Annotated in this window: 24 protein-coding genes and 1 pseudogene; 19 read left to right on the forward strand and 6 right to left on the reverse strand. The window is 65.7% G+C overall.

Features of this window, described 5'->3' with window-relative positions; all coding sequences use genetic code 11:
- Positions 1 to 3: 3 nt before the first annotated feature.
- The 13 genes from tuf (at position 4) to B2J86_RS15345 (ending at position 7241) form a co-directional block, all read left to right on the forward strand.
- On the forward strand, positions 4 to 1194 hold the full coding sequence (gene tuf / locus B2J86_RS15285) for an elongation factor Tu (protein ID WP_169636161.1): 1191 nt from the start codon (positions 4 to 6) through the stop codon (positions 1192 to 1194).
- A 26-nt stretch (positions 1195 to 1220) separates the two neighbouring features.
- Positions 1221 to 1532: a 30S ribosomal protein S10 gene (gene rpsJ / locus B2J86_RS15290; protein ID WP_005796953.1), complete on the forward strand. Its 312-nt coding sequence runs from the start codon at positions 1221 to 1223 to the stop codon at positions 1530 to 1532.
- Positions 1533 to 1734: 202 nt separating this feature from the next.
- The gene (rplC, locus tag B2J86_RS15295; RefSeq protein WP_169168109.1) at positions 1735 to 2409 is read left to right on the forward strand and encodes a 50S ribosomal protein L3; all 675 of its coding nucleotides are present in this window, start codon (positions 1735 to 1737) and stop codon (positions 2407 to 2409) included.
- Positions 2409 to 3029: a 50S ribosomal protein L4 gene (gene rplD, locus B2J86_RS15300; RefSeq protein WP_169168108.1), complete on the forward strand. Its 621-nt coding sequence runs from the start codon at positions 2409 to 2411 to the stop codon at positions 3027 to 3029. The genes rplC and rplD overlap by 1 nt, the downstream gene beginning before the upstream one ends.
- Complete coding sequence (rplW, locus tag B2J86_RS15305) at positions 3026 to 3340, forward strand: 50S ribosomal protein L23 (RefSeq protein WP_169168107.1); 315 nt, start codon at positions 3026 to 3028, stop codon at positions 3338 to 3340. The genes rplD and rplW overlap by 4 nt, the downstream gene beginning before the upstream one ends.
- A 2-nt stretch (positions 3341 to 3342) precedes the next feature.
- A complete protein-coding gene (rplB, locus tag B2J86_RS15310) occupies positions 3343 to 4167 on the forward strand; it encodes a 50S ribosomal protein L2 (protein WP_169168106.1) in 825 nt (274 codons plus the stop codon).
- 10 nt (positions 4168 to 4177) lie between these two features.
- Positions 4178 to 4456, forward strand: a complete 279-nt coding sequence (rpsS, locus tag B2J86_RS15315; protein ID WP_007847809.1) for a 30S ribosomal protein S19 — start codon at positions 4178 to 4180, stop codon at positions 4454 to 4456.
- 9 nt (positions 4457 to 4465) lie between these two features.
- Positions 4466 to 4798: a 50S ribosomal protein L22 gene (gene rplV / locus B2J86_RS15320; RefSeq protein ID WP_100412086.1), complete on the forward strand. Its 333-nt coding sequence runs from the start codon at positions 4466 to 4468 to the stop codon at positions 4796 to 4798.
- 14 nt (positions 4799 to 4812) lie between these two features.
- The gene (gene rpsC, locus B2J86_RS15325; RefSeq protein WP_169168105.1) at positions 4813 to 5706 is read left to right on the forward strand and encodes a 30S ribosomal protein S3; all 894 of its coding nucleotides are present in this window, start codon (positions 4813 to 4815) and stop codon (positions 5704 to 5706) included.
- 3 nt (positions 5707 to 5709) lie between these two features.
- On the forward strand, positions 5710 to 6126 hold the full coding sequence (gene rplP / locus B2J86_RS15330) for a 50S ribosomal protein L16 (RefSeq protein WP_169168104.1): 417 nt from the start codon (positions 5710 to 5712) through the stop codon (positions 6124 to 6126).
- Positions 6127 to 6142: 16 nt separating this feature from the next.
- The gene (gene rpmC, locus B2J86_RS15335; protein ID WP_169168103.1) at positions 6143 to 6337 is read left to right on the forward strand and encodes a 50S ribosomal protein L29; all 195 of its coding nucleotides are present in this window, start codon (positions 6143 to 6145) and stop codon (positions 6335 to 6337) included.
- A gap of 9 nt (positions 6338 to 6346) precedes the next feature.
- Complete coding sequence (gene rpsQ / locus B2J86_RS15340; protein WP_169168102.1) at positions 6347 to 6616, forward strand: 30S ribosomal protein S17; 270 nt, start codon at positions 6347 to 6349, stop codon at positions 6614 to 6616.
- 118 nt (positions 6617 to 6734) lie between these two features.
- Complete coding sequence (locus B2J86_RS15345; protein ID WP_169168101.1) at positions 6735 to 7241, forward strand: peroxiredoxin; 507 nt, start codon at positions 6735 to 6737, stop codon at positions 7239 to 7241.
- A 75-nt stretch (positions 7242 to 7316) separates the two neighbouring features.
- Here B2J86_RS15345 and B2J86_RS15350 read toward each other — a convergent pair whose 3' ends face one another.
- Positions 7317 to 7808: a GNAT family N-acetyltransferase gene (locus tag B2J86_RS15350; RefSeq protein ID WP_173026033.1), complete on the reverse strand. Its 492-nt coding sequence runs from the start codon at positions 7806 to 7808 to the stop codon at positions 7317 to 7319.
- A gap of 73 nt (positions 7809 to 7881) precedes the next feature.
- Positions 7882 to 8547, reverse strand: coding sequence for a cytochrome b/b6 domain-containing protein (locus B2J86_RS15355; protein WP_173026034.1), 666 nt, complete (start codon positions 8545 to 8547; stop codon positions 7882 to 7884).
- Between the two features lie 193 nt (positions 8548 to 8740).
- On the opposite strand from B2J86_RS15355, the gene B2J86_RS15360 reads away from it, so the two are divergent.
- On the forward strand, positions 8741 to 9196 hold the full coding sequence (locus tag B2J86_RS15360; RefSeq protein ID WP_169168098.1) for a cytochrome c: 456 nt from the start codon (positions 8741 to 8743) through the stop codon (positions 9194 to 9196).
- A gap of 125 nt (positions 9197 to 9321) precedes the next feature.
- Here B2J86_RS15360 and B2J86_RS15365 read toward each other — a convergent pair whose 3' ends face one another.
- The 4 genes from B2J86_RS15365 to B2J86_RS15380 all read right to left on the reverse strand — a co-directional run bounded on the left by B2J86_RS15365 (position 9322) and on the right by B2J86_RS15380 (position 13030).
- Complete coding sequence (locus B2J86_RS15365; protein ID WP_206042698.1) at positions 9322 to 10374, reverse strand: tripartite tricarboxylate transporter substrate binding protein; 1053 nt, start codon at positions 10372 to 10374, stop codon at positions 9322 to 9324.
- A gap of 37 nt (positions 10375 to 10411) precedes the next feature.
- On the reverse strand, positions 10412 to 11134 hold the full coding sequence (locus B2J86_RS15370; RefSeq protein WP_371736585.1) for a fumarylacetoacetate hydrolase family protein: 723 nt from the start codon (positions 11132 to 11134) through the stop codon (positions 10412 to 10414).
- Positions 11135 to 11276: 142 nt separating this feature from the next.
- Entirely contained in the window at positions 11277 to 12227 is a 951-nt protein-coding gene (locus B2J86_RS15375; protein ID WP_169168096.1) for an AraC family transcriptional regulator, read from the reverse strand.
- Between the two features lie 299 nt (positions 12228 to 12526).
- Positions 12527 to 13030 carry a TlpA disulfide reductase family protein gene (locus B2J86_RS15380; protein ID WP_173026036.1) on the reverse strand — a complete coding sequence of 168 codons (504 nt, stop codon included), beginning with the start codon at positions 13028 to 13030 and terminating at the stop codon, positions 12527 to 12529.
- Between the two features lie 176 nt (positions 13031 to 13206).
- Here B2J86_RS15380 and B2J86_RS15385 point away from each other — a divergent pair, with 176 nt between their 5' ends.
- From B2J86_RS15385 to ptsP, 5 genes and pseudogenes are all read left to right on the forward strand, one after another.
- On the forward strand, positions 13207 to 13749 hold the full coding sequence (locus tag B2J86_RS15385) for a hypothetical protein (protein ID WP_173026037.1): 543 nt from the start codon (positions 13207 to 13209) through the stop codon (positions 13747 to 13749).
- Positions 13746 to 14990: an MFS transporter gene (locus B2J86_RS15390; RefSeq protein ID WP_173026038.1), complete on the forward strand. Its 1245-nt coding sequence runs from the start codon at positions 13746 to 13748 to the stop codon at positions 14988 to 14990. Before B2J86_RS15385 ends, B2J86_RS15390 begins: the two co-directional genes overlap by 4 nt.
- A pseudogene (locus B2J86_RS15395) lies at positions 14987 to 15428 on the forward strand (PTS sugar transporter subunit IIA); the annotation flags it as partial. The gene B2J86_RS15390 and the pseudogene B2J86_RS15395, both read left to right, overlap by 4 nt.
- Positions 15400 to 15669, forward strand: a complete 270-nt coding sequence (locus B2J86_RS15400; RefSeq protein WP_173026039.1) for an HPr family phosphocarrier protein — start codon at positions 15400 to 15402, stop codon at positions 15667 to 15669. The pseudogene B2J86_RS15395 and the gene B2J86_RS15400, both read left to right, overlap by 29 nt.
- 49 nt (positions 15670 to 15718) lie before the next feature.
- Positions 15719 to 17473 (forward strand): phosphoenolpyruvate--protein phosphotransferase, encoded by a 1755-nt coding sequence (gene ptsP, locus B2J86_RS15405; RefSeq protein WP_169168090.1) that lies wholly within the window; start codon positions 15719 to 15721, stop codon positions 17471 to 17473.
- The last annotated feature ends 39 nt before the right edge of the window (positions 17474 to 17512 follow it).

Below are 17512 nucleotides of genomic sequence, written 5' to 3' on the forward strand. Positions count from 1 at the left end.
AAAATGGCAAAAGGTAAGTTTGAACGCACCAAGCCGCACGTCAACGTGGGCACGATCGGCCACGTCGACCATGGCAAGACGACGCTGACGGCAGCGATTGCCACGGTGCTGTCCAAGAAGTTCGGCGGCGAAGCCAAGGACTACTCGCAGATCGACAACGCGCCCGAAGAAAAGGCCCGCGGCATCACGATCAACACCTCGCACGTCGAGTACGAAACCACCGGCCGCCACTACGCGCACGTGGACTGCCCCGGCCACGCCGACTATGTGAAGAACATGATCACGGGCGCCGCGCAGATGGACGGCGCCATCCTGGTGTGCTCGGCCGCTGACGGCCCCATGCCCCAGACGCGCGAGCACATCCTGCTGGCCCGCCAGGTGGGCGTGCCCTACATCATCGTGTTCCTCAACAAGTGCGACATGGTCGACGACGAGGAGCTGCTTGAGCTCGTCGAGATGGAAGTGCGCGAGCTGCTCGACAAGTACGACTTCCCCGGCGACGACACCCCGATCATCCGCGGCTCTGCCAAGCTCGCCCTCGAAGGCGACACCGGCCCGCTGGGCGAACAGGCCATCCTCAAGCTCGCCGATGCCCTCGACAGCTACATCCCCACGCCTGAGCGCGCGGTGGACGGCGCCTTCCTGATGCCCGTCGAAGACGTGTTCTCGATCTCTGGCCGCGGCACCGTGGTCACGGGCCGCATCGAGCGCGGCATCATCAAGGTCGGCGAAGAAATCGAAATCGTCGGCATCAAGGACACGGTCAAGACCACCTGCACGGGCGTGGAAATGTTCCGCAAGCTGCTCGACCAGGGCCAGGCCGGCGACAACGTGGGCCTGCTGCTGCGCGGCACCAAGCGCGAAGACGTCGAGCGCGGCCAGGTGCTGTGCAAGCCCGGCTCGATCAAGCCGCACACGCACTTCACGGCCGAGGTGTACGTTCTGTCGAAGGACGAAGGCGGCCGCCACACGCCCTTCTTCAACAACTACCGCCCCCAGTTCTACTTCCGCACGACGGACGTGACGGGCGCCATCGAGCTGCCCGAAGGCAAGGAAATGGTCATGCCGGGCGACAACGTGTCGATCACCGTCAAGCTGATCAACCCCATCGCCATGGAAGAGGGCCTGCGCTTTGCCATCCGCGAAGGCGGCCGCACCGTGGGCGCTGGCGTCGTGGCCAAGATCATTGCTTAATTTTTAAGCAGAACAAGGAACTTGCCATGTCCAAGCAAAAAATCCGCATCCGCCTGAAGGCGTTTGACTACAAGCTGATCGACCAGTCCGCTGCCGAGATCGTTGACACCGCCAAGCGCACCGGCGCCATCGTCAAGGGCCCCGTGCCCCTGCCGACGCGCATGAAGCGTTTTGACATCCTGCGCTCGCCGCACGTCAACAAGACCAGCCGCGACCAGCTGGAAATCCGCACGCACCAGCGCCTGATGGATATCGTGGACCCCACCGACAAGACCGTGGACGCGCTGATGAAGCTCGACCTGCCGGCTGGTGTGGACGTCGAAATCAAGCTGCAGTAAAAGCAGCTTTGTCCGGCCGATCTCCAGGCCGGACCCGTGAAAGTGGCGCGAACTTGCTTGAAAAAGCGGTTCGCGTTATACTTTGCGGCTTCGCCTTTTTGCACACGCAAAACGGGCGAAGTTTTATCAACCGCCTTTCATGCACGCAAGTGCAACGCCGTGGCCAATTGAAGTCGCGGCGGTGGAAGTTTTGGAGAAACAAATGAGTCTGAGCAACTCCCTGGGGTTGCTGGGCCGCAAGGTGGGCATGATGCGTCTGTTCACTGATGATGGGGACGCCGTTCCTGTCACAGTGGTGGATGTGTCTAACAACCGCGTGACCCAGGTCAAAACCCAAGAGAACGATGGCTACGTGGCCCTGCAGGTCACGTTCGGTTCGCGCAAAGCATCGCGCGTGACCAAGCCCGAAGCAGGTCACCTGGCAAAAGCTGGCGTCGAAGCCGGTGAAATCATCCAGGAATTTCGCGTCACCGCCGAAACCGCCGCCCAGTATCCTGCTGGCGCCACGGTTCCCGCAGCGGCGCTCTTCGCCGTGGGCCAGAAAGTCGACGTGCAAGGCACCTCGATCGGTAAAGGCTACGCCGGCACCATCAAGCGCCACAACATGGCCTCGCAGCGCGCGTCGCACGGCAACAGCCGTTCGCACAACGTGCCGGGCTCCATCGGTATGGCGCAAGATCCGGGCCGTGTGTTTCCGGGCAAGCGCATGACCGGTCACATGGGTGTCGACACCGTGACCACGCAAAACCTCGACGTGATTCGCATTGACGAAGCACGCCAACTGCTCTTGATCAAGGGCGCTGTTCCGGGCTCCAAGGGTGGCTTCGTGACGGTGCGTCCTGCCATCAAGGCAACCGCATCCAAAGGAGCGAACTAATGCAGCTCGAACTCCTGAATGACCAAGGCCAGGCCGCATCCAAGTTCGATGCGCCCGAGACCGTGTTTGGTCGTGAATACAACGAAGATCTGGTGCACCAGATCGTGGTCGCTTATCGCGCCAACGGCCGCCAGGGCACCCGTGCCCAGAAGGACCGCGAGCAGGTTCGCCACTCCACCAAGAAGCCCTTCAAGCAAAAGGGCACCGGCCGCGCACGCGCCGGTATGACGTCTTCGCCTCTGTGGCGCGGGGGTGGTCGGATTTTCCCGAACATGCCCGACGAAAACTTCACGCAGAAGATCAACAAGAAGATGTACCGCGCTGGTATGGCTTCGATCTTCTCGCAGCTGGCCCGCGAAGGCCGTCTGGCTGTGGTGGACTCGCTCAAGCTCGAATCGCCCAAGACCAAGGTGCTCGCCGACAAGTTCAAGGCGATGAACCTGCAGTCCGTCATGGTGATTGCCGAGGAAGTGGACGAGAACCTGTACCTGGCTTCGCGCAATCTGGTGAACGTGCTCGTCGTTGAGCCCCGTTATGCCGATCCCGTGTCGCTCGTGCATTACAAGAAGGTCATCGTCACCAAGGGCGCGATCGACAAGCTCAAGGAGATGTTCGCATGAATAGCCCCAAGTTTGACGAAGGTCGTCTGATGCAGGTGCTGGTCGCTCCCATCGTGTCCGAGAAGGCCACCATGGTTGCTGAAAAGTCCAACGCTGTGACGTTCAAGGTGCTGCAGACCGCCACCAAGACCGAAATCAAGGCCGCTGTGGAATTGATGTTCAAGGTCGAGGTCAAGGGCGTCTCGGTGCTCAACACCAAAGGCAAGACCAAGCGTTTTGGCAAGACCATGGGCCGCCGTGACAACGTGCGCAAGGCCTATGTGACGCTCAAACCCGGTCAAGAGCTGAACCTCTCCGGGGAGGCTGCGTAATCATGGCTGTCATCAAAATGAAACCGACTTCGCCCGGCCAACGTGCCGTGGTGAAGGTGTCCCGCGATCACCTGTACAAGGGTGAGGGTTACGCGCCGCTGCTGGAGCCCCAGTTCCAGAAGGCCGGCCGCAACAACAACGGCCACATCACGACGCGCCACAAGGGCGGTGGTCACAAGCACCACTACCGCGTGGTGGACTTCAAGCGCAACAAGGATGGCATCGCCGCCAAGGTCGAGCGCATCGAGTACGACCCGAACCGCACGGCCCACATCGCTCTGGTGTGCTACGCCGACGGTGAGCGCCGCTACATCATTGCCCCCCGTGGCCTGGAAGTCGGCAGCACGCTCATGAGCGGCTCCGAAGCCCCGATCCGCGCTGGCAACACGCTGCCGATCCGCAACATCCCCGTGGGTTCGACCATCCACTGCATCGAGCTCAAGCCCGGTGCTGGTGCGCAGATCGCACGCTCGGCCGGTGCCTCGGCCACGCTGCTGGCCCGTGAGACCATGTACGCACAAGTGCGCATGCGCTCGGGCGAAGTGCGCCGCATTCACATCGAGTGCCGCGCCACCATTGGCGAAGTCGCCAACGAAGAGCACAGCCTGCGCCAACTGGGCAAGGCCGGCGTCAAGCGCTGGATGGGCATCCGCCCGACCGTGCGTGGCGTGGCCATGAACCCGGTCGACCACCCACACGGTGGTGGTGAAGGCCGCACTGGTGAAGGCCGTCATGCTGTCGATCCTTGGGGCAATCTGACCAAGGGTTATCGCACCCGCAACAACAAGCGCACACAAGGAATGATTGTGTCGCGTCGCAAGAAGTAAGGGGTAGCAAATGACTCGCTCTCTCAAAAAGGGTCCGTTTGTTGACCATCACTTGCTGGCAAAGGTTGAAAAAGCCGTCGCCACCAAGGACAAGAAGCCAGTGAAGACCTGGTCGCGTCGCTCCATGGTTCTGCCCGATTTCATCGGTCTGACCATCGCCGTGCACAACGGCAAGCAGCACGTACCGGTGTACGTCACCGACCAGATGGTGGGCCACAAGCTGGGCGAATTCGCCCTGACGCGCACCTTCAAGGGTCACCCCGCGGACAAAAAAGTCCAGAAGAAATAAGGAACGACCATGTCTGAAACACGTGCAGTCCTCCGGGGCGTCCGTCTGTCGGTCGACAAAGGCCGTCTGGTCGCTGACCTGATCCGCGGCAAGAAGGTGGACCAGGCCCTGAACATCTTGAGCTTCACGCAGAAAAAAGCTGCGGGCATCGTCAAGAAGGTTCTGGAGTCGGCCATCGCCAACGCCGAACACAACGATGGCGCCGACATCGACGAGCTGAAGGTCAAGACCATCTACGTCGAACAAGGCACCACGCTCAAGCGCTTCACCGCGCGCGCCAAAGGCCGCGGCAACCGCATCAGCAAGCCCACGTGCCATGTGTACGTGACGGTTGGTAACTGAGGCCAAGGAAGACTATGGGACAGAAAATCCATCCTACCGGCTTCCGCCTGGCGGTCAGCCGCAACTGGGCAAGCCGTTGGTACGCCAGCAACCGCGACTTCGCCGGCATGCTGGCCGAAGACATCAAGGTGCGTGAGTACCTCAAGGCCAAGCTCAAGAACGCGGCCGTGTCGCGCATCCTGATCGAGCGTCCTGCCAAGAACGCCCGCATCACCATCTACTCGGCACGTCCGGGCGTGGTGATCGGCAAGAAGGGTGAAGACATCGAGAACCTCAAGCGCGAACTGGCAACCCGCCTGGGCGTGCCAGTGGCCGTGAACATCGAAGAAGTGCGCAAGCCCGAAATCGATGCCAAGCTGATCGCCGACTCGATCACCCAGCAGCTCGAAAAGCGCATCATGTTCCGCCGCGCGATGAAGCGCGCCATGCAGAACGCCATGCGCCTGGGCGCCCTGGGCATCAAGATCATGTCGTCGGGCCGTTTGAACGGCATCGAAATCGCACGTTGCGAGTGGTACCGCGAAGGCCGCGTGCCACTTCACACGCTGCGCGCCGACATCGACTACGGCACCTCGGAAGCCAAGACCACCTACGGCGTCATCGGCGTCAAGGTCTGGGTCTACAAGGGTGACACGCTGGGCCGCAACGATCTGCCCGCAGTGGAAACACCGCGTCCAGACGACGAGCGCCGCCCCCGCGGCCCGCGCCGTGACGGCCGCCCTGGCGACCGCAACGACCGTGGTGCCGGTGCAGGCCGTGGCGGCCCGCGCCGCCCCGTGGGTGCCAATGTGGCACCTGCCGATGGCAGCGACAAGCCCGCCGGCGCCGGTGGCGCCGACGCAACCGCCGTTAAGCGCGTTCGCAAAGTAGACGCGCCCGCTACAGCAGCGGACGGAAAAGGAGAATAAAAGATGCTGCAACCTGCTCGCCGCAAGTTCCGCAAGGAACAAAAAGGCCGCAACACTGGCATCGCTACCCGGGGCAACTCGGTGGCGTTCGGTGATTTCGGTCTGAAGTGCACCGACCGTGGCCGTCTGACGGCCCGCCAGCTCGAAGCTGCGCGCCGTGCCATTTCGCGCCACGTCAAGCGTGGCGGCCGGATCTGGATCCGCGTGTTCCCGGACAAGCCGATCTCGACCAAGCCCGCCGAAGTGCGCATGGGTAACGGTAAGGGCAACCCCGAGTACTACGTGGCTGAAATCCAGCCCGGCAAGATCGTGTTCGAGATCGTCGGCGTGCCCGAAGAACTCGCCCGCGAAGCCTTCCGTCTGGCGGCTGCCAAGCTGCCCCTGCGCACCACGTTCGTGGCGCGCATGGTGGGCCAGTGATTCAGGAGATATGGATATGAAGACTGCTGAATTGCGCCAAAAAGACGTCGCTGGCATCAAGGACGAAATCAAGGCCCTGCAAAAGGCCCATTTCGGACTGCGCATGCAAAAGGCCACGCAACAACTGGGCAACACTGGCACGCTGCGCACCACGCGCCGTGACATCGCCCGCGCCAAGACCATCCTTGCCCAAAAGCAAGCCGCCAAGTAAGGAGCACACATGACGGAAGCTAAAAAATCCCTCAAGCGCACCTTGGTTGGCAAGGTGGTCAGCGACAAGCGTGAGAAGACCGTGACCGTGCTGATCGAGCGCCGTGTGAAGCACGAGCTCTACGGCAAGATCGTCGGCAAGTCGAGCAAGTACCACGCGCACGACGAAAACAACGAGTACAAGACGGGCGACGTGATCGAGATCACCGAAAGCCGTCCGCTCTCGAAGACCAAGAATTGGGTCGCTACGCGCCTGGTGACAAAGGCCACGCTGGTGTAAGCCTTCCCTGGCTGCGCGCTGCAAAGCCCCTCGAAGCGACCCACAATGTGGGTCGCTTTTCTTTTTTGGGGCGCCGTGTTCCGCGCGACACCCTCCACCCAACTTTTCGGAGACTCAGATGATCAAAATTGGCGACACCCTGCCGGCCTGCACCCTGATGGAATATATGGAGGTGGAAGGCAACGGCTGCAGCATCGGCCCCAACCCCGTGAATGTGCAACAGGCGAGCGCCGGAAAGACGATTGCCCTGTTTGCCGTGCCCGGCGCGTTCACGCCCACCTGCTCGGCCAAGCATGTGCCCGGCTTTGTCGAAAAGGCCGCCGAGTTCCAGGCCGCGGGCGTGGACGAGATCTGGTGCTTGGCCGTGAACGACGCCTTCGTCATGGGGGCCTGGGCACGCGACCAGAAAACCGGCGGCAAGCTGCGCATGCTGGCCGACGGCGACGCCGCTTTTGCCAAGGCGACGGGCCTGACGCTGGACCTCCACGGCAAGGGCCTGGGGCTGCGCAGCAACCGCTACTCCATGCTCGTGAAAGACGGCAAGGTCGTGCAGCTGAACAATGAAGCACCGGGCAAGTTCGATGTCAGCGATGCCGCAACGTTGCTGGCCCAGGCCCGCGCCTGAGCGTATCGGGCCCTGGCAAGATATAAAAACAGGAGCTACTGGCGCTTACTGTATAAGCGCTGGAGCCTGTTTTGATCAAACAATATCGACCTTGAGGTAGTGCGATCCTGGCAGCGGGTTGTGGTAATAGGGCGGAATGTCCTCGAAGCCCAGGTCGGTGTACAGGGCACGTGCCGACTCCATGTCGTCGAGCGTGTCGAGCAGCACACAGGCGTAGCCGGCCTGGCGCGCCGCGTCGAGCATGGCTTCGGCGAGCTGCCGGCCCAGGCCGAAGCCGCGGAAGGCCTTGCGCACATACAGGCGCTTCATCTCGCTGGCGTTGGGGTAGTCGGCATTGTCCAGAGGCCGCAGCGCGCAGCAGCCGGCCACGGCGCCGTCGACCCGGGCCAGCAGGAGCTGTCCGCGCGGCGGCGCATATTCGCCGGGCAGCGCGCCCAGCTCGGCGTCAAAATTCTGGAAGTCCAGGTCCACGCCCAGGCTGTCGGCATATTCCCGGAACAGCGTGCGCACGGCATCGAGCTCTTCGGGGTCGGTGGGGGGCATCAGGGTAACGGAAGGGGTGTCCACGGCACTAACGGCTCAACATCGCAGCCACCAGTGTAGCGGCGCAGGGGGGAGCGGGCGGACAGCGCCGCGGGGGTCAGCCGCCCCATTGCACCAGCCACGCCACTGCACCCGCGCTCAGCGCCAGCACCGTGAGCGCCGCCAGGTGCGTGCCGGCGTCGTCGCGCGAGGCCGGCACGGGGACGGGCAGGACCTTGTCGCCGACCAGCATGGGACGCACCAGCTTTCGCTTTTTCACGAACACGTAAAAGGCGATGGCCAGCAGGTGCAGCGCCACCAGCGCCAGCACCAGATACTGGCCGATGTCTTTGTGGTAGGCCGTGGCCTGGCCCACCCAGTCGCTCGAGACAAAGCGCGTGAGCGGACCCGCAAACGCGATCTCATCGTCGCTGAACAGGCCGCTGCCCACCTGCAGGGCCAGCGCGGCGAGCAGCGCAAACACCGAGAGCGCCCCGAGGGGGCTGTGTGCCACGCTGTCTTCGGGGTGGCCCTGGCCGCGCAGGTAGCGCAGCACGCGCGACGGCGCATACAGGAAGCGGGAGAAGCGCGACCAGTGCCCGCCCACGAGGCCCCACACCAGCCGGAACAGCAGCAGCGCCAGCACCACATAGCCCAGGCGCAAGTGCCAGACCATGGCGTTGCCGCCGAGCTTGGCACTGACCACCAGGCCGGTGACGCTGGCAGCCAGTGCCCAATGGAAAATGCGGGTGGGAAGGTCCCAGATGCGAACCGTGTGGGCCATGTGCGTAAGCGCGCGGCGGCGCAAGTGTCGGGGGGCCAAAGTGTTGCATGCTTTGCCTGCAGCGCCGACTGTCTGGTGTTAAGGGAGTGAAATGCTCCGATTTTTGGGGGCTGGCGCTTGCGCGCAGCGGCGCTGGCGACATACTGCACGCGGCCGTTTGGCCTGTCTATTTCCCACCAAAGGACGTTTGCCCATGAAAACCACCGCCGCATTGGCCTTGGCTGCCGCTTGCATCACCCTGTCGGCCCCGGCCGCCGCCCAGTTTGCCAAGGCCGAGGACGCCATCAAATACCGCCAGGGGGCGCTGTTCGTGATGGGCCAGCATTTTGGGCGCATCGGCGCCATGGCCAACGGCAAGGCGCCTTTTGACGCCAAGGCCGCCCAGGAAAATGCCGATGTGGTGGCCAATATGGCCCGGCTGCCGTGGACAGGTTTCGGCCCGGGGACGGACAAGGGGGCACCCACCAAGGCCAAGCCGGACCTCTGGAACGAGCCGGCCAAGTTCAAGGAGCACTCGGAGAAGCTGGAGACCGAAACCGCCAAGCTCGCTGCCGCCGCCAAGACCGGCAACCTCGACAGCCTCAAGGTGGCGTTCGGCGACGCCGCCAAGTCCTGCAAGGCCTGCCACGACGCCTACCGCGCCCGCTGATGGCGCGCCAGCGGATCACGCTGCAAGAAAACCGGCCTCCAGGGAGGCCGGTTTTTTTTAAGGGGTAGGACCGACCGTGGGCAGCGCCTGCGCTTTGCCGCGTTCGGTGGCTGGCGCGGGGCCGCTCAGTCTGCGGTCAAGCCGATCTTTTTCACCACGGCGCCCCACTTGGCGATGTCACTGTGGATCAGCTGGGTCAGCGCCTCGGGCGTGCCTGCCTCGGGCTCGGCGCCCTGGGCGGCCAGCGTGCTGCGCACGGTGGGGTTGTTGAGCGCTTTGATGGTTTCCGCGTTGAGGCGTGCGACCACAGGGGCGGGCGTGCCTGCAGGGGCAAACAGCGCAAACCAGGAACCCGAGTCGAAGCCGGCCACCCCTTGCTCGGCAATGGTGGGCAGATCGGGAAGGGCGCCCGAGCGCTTGGCCGACGTCACGGCAATGGCCTTGACCTTGCCGGCCTTTATCATGGGCAGGGCCGAGTTCACGTTGTCCGCCAGCACCTCCACCTGACCGCCGGTCAACGCCAGCAGCGCGGGGTTGCCGCCCTGGAACGGGACATGCACCATGTCCACCTGGGCCATCATCTTGAACAGCTCCATGCCCAGATGGCCCGGTGTGCCGTTGCCCGCCGAGCTGAAGTTGAGCTTGCCGGGGTGCTTGCGCGCAAAGGCGATCAGCTCCTGCACGTTCGACACGGGAACCGATGGGTGCACCATCAGCACCTGCGGCACATGGGCGACCAGCGTGACCGGGACGAAGTCCTTGAGCGGGTCGTAGCGCAGCTTGCGGTGGATGGTGGCGGCAATCGCGTGCGATGCATTGGTGCCGATCACCAGGGTGTAACCGTCGGGCGTGGCGCGTGCGGCGGATGCGGCGCCCACGGTGCCGCCCGCGCCGGCCCGGTTGTCCACCACGAAGCTCTGGCCCAGGGCCAGCTCCAGTTGCTTGCCCAGCTGGCGGCCCAGCACATCGCTCGCCCCGCCAGCGGCAAAGGGCACGACGATGGTCACGGGGCGCTCCGGGTAGGTGCCCGCAGGCGAGGCAGCATGGGCTGGGCTGCCCAGGGCGCAGAGCACGGTGAGCAGCGGCGCCAGCATCGTGCGCAGCCGCAAGGGGCGTCCGTGCGCACATGCCGGAGCTTGGGGCGGCACTGAGTTCGGGGTGGGGGCAGGTTGCGTCATGTCGGTCTCCTTGGGTTGTTGTGCGGCGCAGAGGCTCTTAGCGGCTTGCGGTGATCGTGACTTCCAGCGGCGGCAGGCCGTCAATGCGGCCCACGAGCGCATCGCCGGGCCCGACGGCGCCCACGCCGGCAGGGGTGCCGGTGTAGATCAGGTCGCCGGGCATCAGCTGGTACTGGCGTGAGAGCTGGACGATGATTTCCGGCACGTTCCAGATCATTTTTTCGAGCACCGACTGCTGGCGCACCGCGCCGTTGACGTGCAATGTCAAGGCACCCGACAGCACATGGCCGGAAACCTCGACCGGCAAGATGGGGCCGCATGGCGCCGAGGCATCGAAGGACTTGCCGGCTTCCCAAGGCCGGCCTTGCTGGAGGCACTCGCGTTGGCGGTCGCGCCGCGTCATGTCCAGGCCCACGGCGTAGCCCAGCACGCAGTCGAGCACGCTGTGCGGCGCGTCCGCGTCGGGTGTGCGGCCCATCGCCACCACCAGCTCCAGCTCATACTGAAAATCGTCGGTGAAACTGGGGTAGGGCACGGCGCCGTCAGTGACCAGCGCATCGGCGGGCTTCTGAAAGAAAAACGGCGGGTCGCGCTCGTCGCCTTCCTTCATCTCACGGATATGGTCCACATAGTTGCGGCCAACGCAGTAGATGCGGCGCACGGGAAAGGGCGCGCTGCGCCCGACGATGGGAACGGTGTTGGGTGCAAGTTCGGGGGTGGCAAGCGCCTGCGGGGCCTGGGCTGCGGAGTCGGTGGTCACGGGGGGTCTTTCTTCGATCGACGACCTGCGGGTGCGGGTCCGTCGTTCGCCCATCTTGCGTGCCGAAGCCCGTGCGGCGTTAGGTCATGGGCTGTCCATTGCCGGTACGATCTTGCGCTGCCGACCGCGTGTCCCGATCGCGCTACACCCGTGCGGTGTTGCGCAGCTCGGCGCGGGTGGACGAAGGGCTTTTGCCGGTCACCAAGCGAAAGCGCTTGCCAAAGTAGGCCTCGTCGGCGAACCCGCAGCGGAACGCGATTTCCTTGATCGAGAGGTTGGTGTGCAGCAGCAGTTCGCGGGCAAAGGCCATGCGCCGGCTGGTCAGGCATTCCAGGAACGTCTGCCCTGTCTCGCGCTTGATCAGGTGCGCCAGGTAGGTGGGCGACAGATGGATGGCCGCGGCCGCGTCGGCCAGTGAGACCGGCAGGTGCAAGCGTTCCTTGAGGTAGGCCTGCAACCGGGCCAGCGTGGGATGGCGCGCCAGCGACGACGCCGGTGCCGAGGCCCAGTGCATCAGCGATTCGCCATAGTGGCGCCACACCAGCCCGATGAGCTGCAGCAGGTAGCCGCGGATCAGGATGGTGGCGCCGGTGGCACGCTGCGCATCTTCTGCGGCCATGGCGTTGCACAGGGCCTCGACCTGCGCCATCTCACGTGGCGTAAGTGCAAAGTCGATCTGCTCCTGGAATCGGAACGGCGCCAGTTCGGGCGCGCGCTCGATGGGCGTGTGCGCCAGATCCTGCAGGTCCACGTCCAGGGAAGGCAGCAGGTAGGCCAGGCTCGCATTGAGGATGAAATAGCGGCTGCCCGGTGCGGTGGGGATGAAGTGGGTGGTGAACGGCAGGATGAAGCACACCGTTCCCGCCTCCACGGGGCGGCACACATCCCCAATGAAGTGCTGGGTGCTTCCCTGCAGCTGCACATGGATCTGGAAATACTCATGGCGGTGCGGTGCCGCATTGGGCAGGGCCGAATGCTCGTCGCGGATGCCGAAGTCGCCATGCAGCGAGCGCTCGGACATGCGGTAGTTGTCCAGCGGTGCCTGGCGGGCCCGCAGCGGCGTGGGCTGGAGGGGGGACGTGGACTGGGTCATCGCGGCCACGGGGGTGGCAAAAGCATGGGGCGGCTCCGGAGCGAGGTCATGGCGGTGCGCGGATGTTAACCAGTCGCCCCCCGTTGTGCTCACGGAGAGACCGGCTGCGCGCCGCACGGGGTGACGGACGCGGTCTTCACCTTGACCAGCGGCGCCCCGGATGCACTTCCCAGGGCACGGTGGGATGAACCGAGCGCTCTCTACGGGGGCGCAGGAACAGTTTCTGCTCAGAGACGCAGAAACTCAGACGGAAGCAGACGGAGAGGGCCGTGCGACAAAGGCTTGCGCGAAGGGAGGTGTCAGGCCTCGGCCAGCAGCTTTTCGATCAGCCGGTGCAGTTCAGGGAAGTTGGGCTGACCGATGAAGCTCTTCACGATCTCGCCGCGCTTGTTGACGATGTAGGTCGTGGGCGTGAGTTGCACATCGCCCCAGGCCCGCGCCACCGCGCCGGTATTGTCGATGGCGACCTTGAAAGGCAGTTTGCGGGTTTCGGCAAAATTGACGACGTAGCTGGGCGGGTCGTAGCTCATGGCCACGGCCAGCGTGTCAAAGCCCTTGGCGTGATACTTGTTGTAAGTACTGATGACCTCGGGCATCTCGGCCACGCAGGTCGTGCAGCTGGTGGCCCAGAAGTTCACCAGCGTGACCTTGCCGCGCAGGTCGGCCGTGCTCTGGCGCGAGCCGTCGAGCAGCACAAAGGTCGATTCGGGCGCCTGGGACTTGCCCGTGCCCCATGCCACCCAGGCCCCTAGGCCCGCCACCACCGCTACCAGCAGCGCCATGGCGCCATGTTTGATACGCATAAAAATCCATCCGAAAAAGCGTCCCAGGTCGCCATTGTGCGGCAGCCGTGCCAGCGCGGCACGTCAAGGCAGCAAAGCAACTGGCCGTGTCAGGGGCTTGGAGCGCAGGCAGCGCGCAGAAGTTCCGCCTTCGGCCCCGGGCACTGCGCGGCACCGACCCTGACCATAATCCCCGCATGGACCGAATTCTTGTTGCCGCGTTGGCCCTGTGCCTGTCTGCCTGCAGTCCCGCGCTGAACTGGCGCAGCGTGGTCCTGCCCGAGATCGGCTTGCGTGCCAGCCTGCCGTGCAAGCCCGAACACCTGGAGCGCCGCATCGAACTGGCGGGCACGGACACCGCGGTGGACATGGCGGGCTGTGCGGCCGATGGTGTGACCTTCGCCGTGGCCTGCGCCGTGCTGTCCAATCCCGCGCAGGCGGGCGCAGCGCTGGCCCATTGGCGCGCGGCGGTGCTGGCAGGCCTGCGCGCGCCCGCCCCGGGGCAGCCCGGCGCTGCGCAAGACAGCCCCTTCGTGCCGGTCGGCGCGCTCGACCTGCCGCAGTCGGTGCGCACCGTGGTGCAGGGACGGCAGCCCGGCGGCGAAGCGGTCCACGCCCAGGCGGTGTGGTTTGCGCGCGTCCAGGGGCCGCAACTGAGCGCCTGCCATGCCGTGGTCTTGAGCGCCGGGCCGCGCGCCGAGGTGGCAGAAGGCTTTTTTTCGGGCCTGGAGCTGCAATGAACCTGCTGCAGCGCCGCACCGCCGTGACCGTTTTCCTCGCGTTTGCCTTCGCCTACTTCCTTTCGGCCCTGCTGCGTGCCGTAACCGCCACGCTTGCGCCCACCCTGGCCGGCGAGTTCGAGATGCATGCCCGCGACCTGGGCCTGCTGTCGGGCGGGTATTTTCTTGGCTTTGCCGCCACGCAGCTGCCGCTGGGCAATTGGCTGGACCGCCATGGCCCCAAGCGGGTGCTGCTGGGTTTTTTGGTTGCGGCCGTGCTGGGCTGCGTGCTGTTTTCGGTGGCGACGGACTTTTCGGGCCTGCTGGCGGGCCGTGTGCTGTGCGGCGCTGGCGTTAGCGCCTGCCTGATGGCGCCGCTGACGGGTTATCGGCGCTGGTACACGCCCACGGCGCAGTTGCGCGCCAACTCCTGGATGCTCATGACCGGATCGCTGGGCATGGTCGCCTCCACGCTGCCCGTGCAGTGGCTGCTGCCGCTGGCGGGGTGGCGGCCGCTGTTCTGGGGTCTGGCGGCCCTCATCGTGCTGGCGATGGGGTGGATCTCGTTCAGCGTGCCGGCCTGGGTGGGCGCGCACGACCGGGCGGTGCCCGAGCCGTCCCAGGCGCCGTCCGGCTATGCGGCCGTGTGGCGGCACCCGTACTTCGTGCGCCTGGCGCCGCTGGGGTTCTTCACCTATGGGGGCATGGTGGCCATGCAGACACTGTGGGCCGGCCCGTGGATGCAGCAGGTGGCGTGCTACTCGGCGCTGGAGGCTGCGACCGGCCTGTTCTGGATCAATGTCGCCATGCTGTGCACTTTCTGGGGCTGGGGCATGGCCAGCCACTGGCTGCTGCGCAAGGGGGTGGACGCCAACCGCCTCATGGCCGCAGGCGTGCCCCTGAGCCTGCTGGTAATGGCGGCCCTCATCGTGCTGGGCGAACGCGCCGGTGCCGCGGCCTGGGCGCTGTACTGCGTGGCCTGCACCTTCGTTTCGCTGTCGCTGCCGGCGCTGGCGCTGGCGTTTCCGCAGGCGCTGGCCGGGCGCGCGCTGTCGGCCTACAACCTGGTGATTTTTGTCGGGGTGTTCGCAGTGCAGTGGGGCATTGGTCTGGCGCTGGACGCCTTTGCCGCCGCCGGCGCCACGCCCATGGCGGCGTTTCGCTGGTCCATGGGCCTGTACCTGGCCTGCAATGTCGCCGCCTACGCCTGGTTTGTCGTGCGCGCGCGCGGCCATAATGCGCTGCAACCCACCGCACCATGAGCACGCGCATCTTCCTCATCGCCCACGCGCCGCTGGCCCATGCCCTGCGCGAATGCGCGCTGCATGTGTTCACCGACTGCGCCGATGCCGTGCTCGCGCTCGACGTGTTGCCGCATGCGGCGCCCGCCGACACGCTGGCGCAGGCGCGGCACATGCTGGCGCCTGCGCCCGCAGCGCCCACCCTGGTGCTGACCGATGTCTTTGGCGCCACCCCGTGCAACATCGCGCAGCGCCTGGTGGCGGACCTGCCCGCCAGGCTGGTGACCGGCGTGAACCTGCCGATGCTGCTGCGCGCCGTCAGCTACCGCGCCGAGCCGCTGGACGCCCTGGTGCAGCGCGCCGTGGTGGGCGGCACCCAAGGCGTGATGCAGGTGTGCCTGAGCGCGACCCCTTCAGAACCGACCCGTCCATGATCAAGACCTCCACGACCATCGGCAACAAGCTGGGCCTGCACGCCCGCGCGTCCGCCAAACTCACCCGCCTGGCCGGCACTTTTCCTTGCGATGTCTGGATGAGCCGCGGCGGCCGGCGCGTCAATGCCAAGAGCATCATGGGCGTGATGATGCTGGCCGCGGGCCTGGGCTCCGAGGTCGAGATCGAAACCAGCGGCGACCAGGCCCAGGAAGCCATGGACGCCTTGCTGGCCCTGATCGCCGACAAGTTCGGCGAAGGCAGCTGAGCATGGGCCGCGCCGCCACCGCGTGGCACGGCCTGCCCAGGGGCGGGGCATGACGTTTTCCATTCCCGGCCTGGCGGTGGCGCGCGGCATCGCCATCGGGCGTGCCGTGCTGGTGGGCTCGAGCCGCGTCGATGTGGCGCACTACTTCATCGAGCCGCACCAGGTGCCGTCGGAGATCGAGCGGGTGCGCCACGGGCGCAACGCGGTCATGGAGGAGCTGCAGCGCCTGCAGGACGACATGCCGCACGATGCCCCGCACGAGCTGGCGGCGCTGCTCGACGTGCACCTCTTGCTGCTGCAGGACGAGGCGCTGACCAGCGGCGTCAAGCACTGGATCACCGAGCGCCTGTACAACGCCGAGTGGGCACTGACGACCCAGCTCGAAGCCATTGCGCGCCAGTTCGACGAAATGGAGGACGAGTACCTGCGCGAGCGCAAAGCCGACCTCGAACAGGTGGTCGAGCGCATCCTGCGGTACATGAAGGGCGTCGCCCAGCCGGTGGCGCCGCCCCCGCCGAACGCCCGGCGCAAGACCCCGCAGGACCTGCTGCTCGACGACACCATGGACGTGCCGCTGGTGCTGGTGGCGCACGACCTCTCGCCCGCCGACATGCTGCAGTTCAAGAAGAGCGTGTTCGCCGGCTTCGTCACCGACGTGGGCGGCAAGACCTCGCACACCGCCATCGTGGCGCGCAGCATGGACATCCCGGCGGTGGTCGGCGCGCGCGTGGCCAGCCAGCTGGTGCGCCAGGACGACTGGGTCATCATCGACGGCGATGCCGGCGTGATGATCGTCGACCCGTCCGCCATCATCCTGGCCGAATACGGCTTCCGCCAGCGCCAGATGGTGCTCGAGCGCGAGCGCCTGGCGCGCCTGCGGCACACGCCGTCGGTCACGCTCGACGGCCAGAAGATCGAGCTGCTGGCCAACATCGAGCAGCCCAGCGATGCCGCCACCGCCGTGCGCGCCGGCGCCGTGGGCGTGGGCCTGTTCCGCAGCGAGTTCCTGTTCATGGGCCGCAGCGGCGACCTGCCCGGCGAGGAAGAGCAGTATCGGGCCTACCGCGACGCGATCGACGGCATGCAGGGCCTGCCCGTCACGATCCGCACGGTGGACGTGGGCGCGGACAAGCCCCTGGACAAGAACTACAAGGATGCGCAACTGAACCCGGCTCTGGGCCTGCGCGCGATCCGCTGGAGTCTGGCCGACCCGGCCATGTTCCGCACGCAGCTGCGCGCCGTGCTGCGCGCCGCAGCACACGGGCAGGTCAACCTGCTGTTTCCGATGCTCGCCCATGGCAGCGAGATCCGCCAGACGCTGGCGCAGGTCGACCTGGCGCGCGCCGAGCTCGACGAGCGCGGGCAGGCGTACGGACCGGTGCGCCTGGGGGCCATGGTCGAGGTGCCGGCCGCGGCGCTGATGGTGCGCACCTTCCTGCGCTACTTCGACTTTCTCTCGATCGGCACCAACGACCTGATCCAGTACACCCTGGCCATCGACCGCGCCGACGAGGCGGTGTCGCACCTCTACGACCCGCTGCACCCGGCGGTGCTGCAGCTGGTGGCCCAGGTGATCGCCGAATGCCAGGCCCAGGGAAAGAGCGTGTCGGTGTGCGGCGAAATGGCGGGCGACGTCGCTCTCACGCGCCTGCTGCTGGGCCTGGGGCTGCGCAGCTTCTCGATGCACCCGGCCCAAATCCTCGCGGTCAAGCAGGAAGTGCTACGCGCCGACACGCGCAAGCTGGCCGCATGGGCGCAGCAGGTGCTCGGTGCGGACACGCCGAACGACCTGATCGCTCCTTGAGCCACGTGGCCGGGGCCGTGGGCCCCTGCCTGCCGGGTT

It is taken from the genome of Acidovorax sp. SRB_14, from assembly GCF_012932145.1.
GTDB lineage: Bacteria > Pseudomonadota > Gammaproteobacteria > Burkholderiales > Burkholderiaceae_C > Simplicispira.

Excerpts from the sequence above, each read along its gene's own strand:
- tuf (WP_169636161.1), top strand. The coding sequence starts at position 4 with ATGGCAAAAGGTAAGTTTGAACGCACCAAGCCGCACGTCAACGTGGGC.
- rpsJ (WP_005796953.1), top strand. The coding sequence starts at position 1,221 with ATGTCCAAGCAAAAAATCCGCATCCGCCTGAAGGCGTTTGACTACAAG.
- rplC (WP_169168109.1), top strand. The coding sequence starts at position 1,735 with ATGAGTCTGAGCAACTCCCTGGGGTTGCTGGGCCGCAAGGTGGGCATG.
- rplD (WP_169168108.1), top strand. The coding sequence starts at position 2,409 with ATGCAGCTCGAACTCCTGAATGACCAAGGCCAGGCCGCATCCAAGTTC.
- rplW (WP_169168107.1), top strand. The coding sequence starts at position 3,026 with ATGAATAGCCCCAAGTTTGACGAAGGTCGTCTGATGCAGGTGCTGGTC.
- rplB (WP_169168106.1), top strand. The coding sequence starts at position 3,343 with ATGGCTGTCATCAAAATGAAACCGACTTCGCCCGGCCAACGTGCCGTG.
- rpsS (WP_007847809.1), top strand. The coding sequence starts at position 4,178 with ATGACTCGCTCTCTCAAAAAGGGTCCGTTTGTTGACCATCACTTGCTG.
- rplV (WP_100412086.1), top strand. The coding sequence starts at position 4,466 with ATGTCTGAAACACGTGCAGTCCTCCGGGGCGTCCGTCTGTCGGTCGAC.
- rpsC (WP_169168105.1), top strand. The coding sequence starts at position 4,813 with ATGGGACAGAAAATCCATCCTACCGGCTTCCGCCTGGCGGTCAGCCGC.
- rplP (WP_169168104.1), top strand. The coding sequence starts at position 5,710 with ATGCTGCAACCTGCTCGCCGCAAGTTCCGCAAGGAACAAAAAGGCCGC.
- rpmC (WP_169168103.1), top strand. The coding sequence starts at position 6,143 with ATGAAGACTGCTGAATTGCGCCAAAAAGACGTCGCTGGCATCAAGGAC.
- rpsQ (WP_169168102.1), top strand. The coding sequence starts at position 6,347 with ATGACGGAAGCTAAAAAATCCCTCAAGCGCACCTTGGTTGGCAAGGTG.
- B2J86_RS15345 (WP_169168101.1), top strand. The coding sequence starts at position 6,735 with ATGATCAAAATTGGCGACACCCTGCCGGCCTGCACCCTGATGGAATAT.
- B2J86_RS15355 (WP_173026034.1), bottom strand. The coding sequence starts at position 8,547 with ATGGCCCACACGGTTCGCATCTGGGACCTTCCCACCCGCATTTTCCAT.
- B2J86_RS15360 (WP_169168098.1), top strand. The coding sequence starts at position 8,741 with ATGAAAACCACCGCCGCATTGGCCTTGGCTGCCGCTTGCATCACCCTG.
- B2J86_RS15365 (WP_206042698.1), bottom strand. The coding sequence starts at position 10,374 with ATGACGCAACCTGCCCCCACCCCGAACTCAGTGCCGCCCCAAGCTCCG.
- B2J86_RS15375 (WP_169168096.1), bottom strand. The coding sequence starts at position 12,227 with ATGACCCAGTCCACGTCCCCCCTCCAGCCCACGCCGCTGCGGGCCCGC.
- B2J86_RS15380 (WP_173026036.1), bottom strand. The coding sequence starts at position 13,030 with ATGCGTATCAAACATGGCGCCATGGCGCTGCTGGTAGCGGTGGTGGCG.
- B2J86_RS15385 (WP_173026037.1), top strand. The coding sequence starts at position 13,207 with ATGGACCGAATTCTTGTTGCCGCGTTGGCCCTGTGCCTGTCTGCCTGC.
- B2J86_RS15390 (WP_173026038.1), top strand. The coding sequence starts at position 13,746 with ATGAACCTGCTGCAGCGCCGCACCGCCGTGACCGTTTTCCTCGCGTTT.
- B2J86_RS15400 (WP_173026039.1), top strand. The coding sequence starts at position 15,400 with ATGATCAAGACCTCCACGACCATCGGCAACAAGCTGGGCCTGCACGCC.
- ptsP (WP_169168090.1), top strand. The coding sequence starts at position 15,719 with ATGACGTTTTCCATTCCCGGCCTGGCGGTGGCGCGCGGCATCGCCATC.